The organism is Candidatus Omnitrophota bacterium (assembly GCA_030688425.1).
Classification (GTDB): Bacteria; Omnitrophota; Gorgyraeia; order Zapsychrales; family JANLHA01; genus JAUYIB01.
In genome coordinates, this window is record JAUYIB010000031.1 from 186,614 (window position 1) to 192,905 (window position 6,292).

Here is a 6,292-nt window from a genome sequence, read left to right on the forward strand (position 1 = left end):
GGTCAGTCTCTCTTCAGAAAAAATTTTTTAAACTTGGTATTCAGCGGCATTTGAAATTCAAACTCTTTGTTTTCCAGGGGCGCATCCAGAATCACGTCGTAATAGGTCTCCGCCCTTTTCCCTCCCGGGACGCCCGGGGTGATGAACTGGTCCAGCCCGGGAGACATCTTCGCCATCACGGCCCGTTCCCGCTCCAGACGCTTTTTGTCCGCGGGCCTTTTCAAGGCCTTTTCGATCTCCTTGTCCGCGGAAAACGTGTCCATGGCGCCCAGGCCCGACTCGTCATACACAAATTCATTCTTCACAATCACGAAGCGCGCCTTGGAGACCCACAGCTTGTGGTTCGCCGAAAGGTCGGATTTGCCGGTGAGGACATAACACTCTTCCCCCCGGACGAACTCCGACTCTTCCAGCTTGAGGTCGGTCATCCCGGCGAGAAAATCCTGGATCCGGAAAAAGAGCGCCGGGACCGAACGGGTGAGCCCCGAAGATTCCACGGCCACATCAAAGAACATGTCCTGGTCGCTGTCCTTGCTCCTGCGGACGTCCCCTTTTTCCGAGAAATAATTGGCGCTGCTTCCGGAATTCCAAATCACGGTCTTGGTGAAGCCCTCGGGGAGGTCCTCATACCACTCGAGCAGATACAGATTGGGGCGACCCAGCTTGATCTTGAACGACTTTTCAACCCTCTTCAGCTTGCCCCCGGACACGATCTCGTCGTTCACAAACCCTTCCGCCTGGAGCGTCCGCAAAGATTGGTACGTCTGCCGGGCCTTATCCACCACTTCCTGCGGGGTCAGCTCCTGGGCAAGCGCCGCGCGGGGAAGCGGGACAAACACAAGGGCCAAGATCAAACTCAAAAGGATTCGCATGATAAAGGATTTGTCACTTTCTCCGCGCGCCGCGAACCTACGACTTTCCTAATCCCCCATGCAGGAAACTTTCCTCTTTCCCCTCCCCCCATGCGGAAATTTTTTCCACTTCCACCCTCTCCCCATACGGAAATTTCTCCCACTTCCACCCTCCCCCTCGCGGGGAGGGAACGGGAGGGGGGCACCCTCCCCTAACCCCTCCCATCAAGGGAGGGGAATAAATTATTTCTCCCTCCCCCTGGTGGGGAGGGCTGGGGAGGGGGGAAAACTACTTCTTCATCCAGGGCATCATCTCGCGGAGCTGGGCGCCGACCTTTTCCACGGGATGATTTTCGCTGTCCTGGCGGAACTTGTTGAAATTCACGCGGCCCTTCTTGTTCTCGCGGATCCATTCGCGGGCGAACTTGCCCTTCTGGATCTCGGCGAGGATTTTTTTCATCTCTTTGCGGGTGCGGTCGGTGATGATGCGCGGCCCCCGGGTGTAATCCCCGTATTCGGCCGTGTCCGACACGCGCTTGCGCATGCCCTTGATGCCGCCTTCATAGATCAAATCCACAATGAGCTTGAGCTCATGCAGACATTCAAAATACGCGATCTCCGGCTGATACCCGGCTTCCACCAAAGTTTCAAACCCGGCCTTGATGAGCTCGCTGGCCCCGCCGCAAAGCACGGACTGCTCGCCGAACAGGTCGGTCTCGGTCTCTTCCTTAAAGGTCGTTTCGATGACGCCGGCGCGCGTGCCGCCGATGCCCCGGGCGTAAGCCAATGCGTCGCGCATGGCGTTGCCTGACGCGTTCTGATGAATGGCCACCAGGCAGGGAACGCCCCGGCCTTCTTCATACTGACGGCGCACCAAAGCCCCCGGGCTCTTGGGCGCGATCATCCACACGTCCACGTCAGCCGGCGGCTTGATCTGCCCGAAATGGATGTTGAAGCCGTGAGAAAAGGCAATGGCCTTGCCTTTTTTGAGGTGCTTCTTGATGGATTTCTTGTAGAGATCGGCCTGGACATGGTCCTGGGTGAGGATGATGATAATGTCGGCCTGTTTGGCGGCCACGTCGGCGTCCACCGGCTCAAATCCGTCCTTCTTGGCCTGCTCATAGTTCGGCCCGCCCGGTCTCTGCCCGATCACGACCTTCAGCCCGCTGTCGCGCAGGTTCATCGCCTGCCCGCGGCCCTGGATACCGTATCCGATCACCGCGATCGTCTTGCCCTGGATAGCGTTCAAATCTGCGTCTTTGTCATAGTAGATCTTAGCCATACATCTCCCCCCATTCGAAATAAATTAGAATTTTATGCCCTCTCTCATAGTGAGGGTTGGGGCTGTGTCCCGGGCGAGTTCCGCAGCCCGAGGCTTTCATCCCCTTTAGAAAAAGCCGAGGAGCGAGGACTGTCTGAGCCAGGGATACAGCCCCAGCCCTCACGGCTGATGCTCTAAATCAAGACCGTGAAACCTCTTATATTAGAAAGAATAATTCTAATTTAAGTCAGCGTTTTTATCAAGCGATAATATTCGTCGATCCGCAGGTTTGACGTGCGGCGGGCGTCTTTGAGGTCGACCACGTTGATCTCGTTCTTCAGAATCCCCACTGCCTTGCCGTATTCCCCCTTCACCAGCAGATTAACCGCCGCGTTGCCCAGCCGGGTCGCCAGCACCCGGTCCGAAGCCACCGGCACTCCCCCGCGCTGGATATGGCCCAAAACGGTGCAACGGGTCTCAAGCCCGGTCCCTTTGGTGATTTTCTCCGCCACGTCCACGGCCTTGGCCGCGCCTTCCGCGGTAACCACCAGCCAGTTGGCCTTGCCCGCCTTGTGGCCTTCCTTCATGCGGTGGAACATCTCCTCGTAATCGAATTCCAGTTCCGGGATGATGACGTCCTCCGCGCCTCCGGCCAGGGCCACCTCCATCGCGATAAACCCGCTCTTGTTGCCCATGACCTCGATCACAAAGATGCGCTCCATGCTTTGCGACGTGTCGCGGATCTTGTCGATGGCGTCCAGGGCCGTGTTGATGGCCGTGTCCGAGCTGATGGTGTGGTCTGTGCCGGTGATATCGTTGTCAATGGTGCCGGGGATGCCCACGATAGGAATTTTGTATTTCTCCCACAGTTCCGCGGCCGCGCGGTAAGTCCCGTCCCCGCCGATCACGACCATGCCGTCGATCTTATGCTTCTTCACCGTTTCCGCCGCTTTGGCCATACCTTCCGGCGTGCGGATGCGGGGCGAGCGGGCCGTTTTGAGGATAGTCCCCCCCCGGTTGATGATGTTCGACACCGAGCGGTGGTCCATCTCAATGACCAGGTCGTCGATCAACCCGTCGTAACCTTTCATGATCCCGACAATTTTTAATCCCTGGGAAAGGGCCGACCGGACAACACTGCGAATCCCGGCGTTCATACCGGGCCCGTCACCGCCGGCGGTGGTGATGGCGAGGGTGTGGATGGGCATGGGGGAAGTCTCCTTTAATAAAATGTTAGGGGTTTTAAAGTTAACATTTGCACATTAATAGGGCCTCAAGAACACTACCCAAGGACATTACTTTGCTTGTCCCTGCGTAATCCTCAGCCCCTTAATCCATATTTTGGGTATTCGATAGTATCCTTTTTTAGGATCATGCTTTATAAGACCGATGGAAATCAAATCATTTGTTACAACTTTCCAATCTGCACCAAAAAGTTTTTCAAGGCTCTGGGAACTATGTATAGAATATCCTCCCTCAAGTTTAAGAATGCTATCTCGCTTATGCGGAAACTCTGCCATTAAAATTTTATTTCTTTTTTCAACAGATAGTTGCTCAAGCGCACTTTTCAAAGATTTTGCACTAATCAAATACTCTCTATCGGTTGCATTCAATTGAAAGTCGTTATATTCTTCCGCTTTCGCAAGATTAAAGAGATCTATAATATCCCTTGGGGTCACTATCCCATTCCCATCGGACAAAACATTCATTAGCCAATCAAGCGTAGAGACTTTCCCTATCTTTTTGGGGAGCATGCCATAGAAAACTTTTTCTCTATAATTGGGATCATTCTCCAATGCTTCATGATTAATTGAAAAATATTGCGCCATGCCCACATTCGAAAAGGCCCTTTTTACAATTAGACGCAGAATCGTTTCTTTTGCCCATCGCATTGTTGAAGACGCCCTATCCGTGACGTGTGTAAGCGCTGTAAACCCCCCTTGCGAGGTTGCCAGCTGTTCAATAATGTCGTCCCTAAGAAATACTTTAATCCTTAATTCGGGCTCGGACAAATTGTATGCCGCCCTTAGCAAACCTTTCAGGCCATTTTCCTCTTCCTGGGATCGTCTCGGAAAAACCTCATCTAAACGATCCAACATAATCCAAATTCTAAATTTCTGCGCTTTTAATAATGAACACAGGATAGAACGGATGTCCCCAATATATCTCGGCTTTTCTGTATTTTGTTTTTCATTAAATTCTATCCCCATCGCTGGCTTATATGTAGTACTGCCGTCTAACTTATGGTTGACAGCAACGCCTGGTTCAATTCTCCTCACAGAAGGGAACTTCCTCACAATAGATTCGACAATACCTAAAAGCCCAGACTTGCGTTCATATGGGATATCGAGGCTCCCCCACAAGGCCTCAAGGTTTTCAGCCTCCGATGCATTCGATATAATTGCCTGCAGCTTTTTATCTCGATTGATCGAATCCCTTATGAGTGACAAAAAATATAAAGTCCAGAATTTCTCAAAATCAAGCGCCGAAAATCGCGCAAAATAGTCACGAAAATTACAAAAAACAGGATCCCCTGTTGCCTCCACCCCGAAAATACAAAACAAATTTTCATCCTGCCATAAAGATTCAGACAACAAGTGAAAGACCCTATACAGTGCGGTTTTGCCCGCCCCTTTAATTCCCCTTACGATATCAATTCGATCCATCCAAAGATCATGGAACTGCTGCGTCCGGATTTGCGCAACGGGCAGGAGAGGGTCTTTCTCTGCAGTTGAAGTTCCCAAATCAAACAAGTTTATCAAATAGTCAAATTTATCTCTTGAAATCATTTCGGCTCCTTTGCGGCATGGCTGAATACTAGCCGAAGGCACCCGGCACTTCCCGAGCGCACTTACCGCTCAACTGCTCCTATTTTGTGCCTTGCACCGGCATCTTCTCATTCAACTATACGGAAAGAGGGCAGCCCCCATTCAGGGGCGCCTCTTCAATTAACTTCTTTGCCCTTTTTCAAAAAAAGGTCAATTCCACGCAGTCACCGAAGGGCAAGGACATCGCCAAAAAGGATGTCGCAGTGGTTCCAAGGTTTATTAACTATTTTTGGGGGGCACTCATAAGCGAACTCAAATAACCTTACTTGCGTATCACGGATTTTGATCTAATCTTTCCCTTGCCACACGTTCAATGTCATCCTTATCATGTTCTTCCAACTGATAAAGCGGCACTTTCTTATCGAATCCATCCAATTGAATTTCTCTAATTTTCTTAAAACCATGATGCGCTCTGGCAATTGTTGGCCAAGCAACATGATACGCTGGTTCAGTCAACACAATTTTACCCGCTGAAACAACTTTTTCCATTTTAAATGTTTGCGATACCGCAAGAGATAAGGGGTTGACCCCTTGAAGCGAGACTTCTCCCACATTAACACAAATGCGTATTTGATACGTATCGCCTCCCTCACTCAAAGAACCAAGCCATTTTTGAAATGACGCGGCCCAAAGAAGAATATCAGGGAAATGATGAAACACGAAAAGAACTGCATCGCCAATTTCTTTTACAAACAGACTTATATTTTTAAGCTGCACTTCATTTAGAGCGCTAAATGATGCTGTGACAAAATTCTTGATTCTTTGAGCAAGGGCATCATTGCCATATGCAGCCCCATACTTTGTAGATCCGATAAGATCAACAAGAACTATATAATAAAGTCCGTTTCGAAGAACTCCCTGTTTTTGGAGTTCCATTACCCTGCATATTGCTTGCGCAGCCTCCTTTTGCGCGTAAGCCGGCGCATACTTCAAGAATTCTTTCTGAATTTCATCCAAATCGTAATACTGAGTTCTTGTTATGTCGTTCATTTCTGGTACTCCTTACTAAGGACCGCGCATAATGAGCTAATTGCCCTGTCCCTGTTGGGGACTGTCCCCCTGCCCTCTTCACTGCATTCAAGCTTTCCAGTCATATTCGCACACTCGACAATGACACCGGTAAGGCAAAAAAGGCCATAAAATTACTAAAAAGGGTACTCTCCAGAACGTTTCTATCGATCCTCCCCCGCCCCAACAACTTCTAACAGACCTGAGATACCCCCGATTTAACGGACGGGTTAATTAAAGGACAGCCGTGGTCTCAGCCATCTCTGGCGTAATATAGTTCAAGGACTGATGGATTCGTTGCCTGTTATAAAATATTTCCAGGAATTTGAATACTTCCGACTGGG

Annotated in this window: 5 protein-coding genes; all 5 read right to left on the bottom strand. The window is 50.4% G+C overall.

The features are described from left to right. Nucleotides 1–2: 2 nt before the first annotated feature. The 5 genes from Q8Q08_12725 to Q8Q08_12745 all read right to left on the bottom strand — a co-directional run bounded on the left by Q8Q08_12725 (nucleotide 3) and on the right by Q8Q08_12745 (nucleotide 5,930). The gene (locus Q8Q08_12725; protein ID MDP2654877.1) at nucleotides 3–872 is read right to left on the bottom strand and encodes a hypothetical protein; all 870 of its coding nucleotides are present in this window, start codon (nucleotides 870–872) and stop codon (nucleotides 3–5) included. 268 nt (nucleotides 873–1,140) lie between these two features. After that, complete coding sequence (gene ilvC, locus Q8Q08_12730; GenBank protein MDP2654878.1) at nucleotides 1,141–2,133, bottom strand: ketol-acid reductoisomerase; 993 nt, start codon at nucleotides 2,131–2,133, stop codon at nucleotides 1,141–1,143. A 221-nt stretch (nucleotides 2,134–2,354) separates the two neighbouring features. Next, on the bottom strand, nucleotides 2,355–3,320 hold the full coding sequence (gene pfkA, locus Q8Q08_12735) for a 6-phosphofructokinase (protein ID MDP2654879.1): 966 nt from the start codon (nucleotides 3,318–3,320) through the stop codon (nucleotides 2,355–2,357). Nucleotides 3,321–3,407: 87 nt separating this feature from the next. Continuing rightward, nucleotides 3,408–4,901 carry a hypothetical protein gene (locus Q8Q08_12740; protein MDP2654880.1) on the bottom strand — a complete coding sequence of 498 codons (1,494 nt, stop codon included), beginning with the start codon at nucleotides 4,899–4,901 and terminating at the stop codon, nucleotides 3,408–3,410. A gap of 312 nt (nucleotides 4,902–5,213) precedes the next feature. After that, nucleotides 5,214–5,930: a hypothetical protein gene (locus Q8Q08_12745; GenBank protein MDP2654881.1), complete on the bottom strand. Its 717-nt coding sequence runs from the start codon at nucleotides 5,928–5,930 to the stop codon at nucleotides 5,214–5,216. Nucleotides 5,931–6,292: the final 362 nt, after the last annotated feature.

Coding starts and splice junctions, on each gene's coding strand:
- Q8Q08_12725 (MDP2654877.1), bottom strand. CDS start 872: ATGCGAATCCTTTTGAGTTTGATCTTGGCCCTTGTGTTTGTCCCGCTT.
- ilvC (MDP2654878.1), bottom strand. CDS start 2,133: ATGGCTAAGATCTACTATGACAAAGACGCAGATTTGAACGCTATCCAG.
- pfkA (MDP2654879.1), bottom strand. CDS start 3,320: ATGCCCATCCACACCCTCGCCATCACCACCGCCGGCGGTGACGGGCCC.
- Q8Q08_12740 (MDP2654880.1), bottom strand. CDS start 4,901: ATGATTTCAAGAGATAAATTTGACTATTTGATAAACTTGTTTGATTTG.
- Q8Q08_12745 (MDP2654881.1), bottom strand. CDS start 5,930: ATGAACGACATAACAAGAACTCAGTATTACGATTTGGATGAAATTCAG.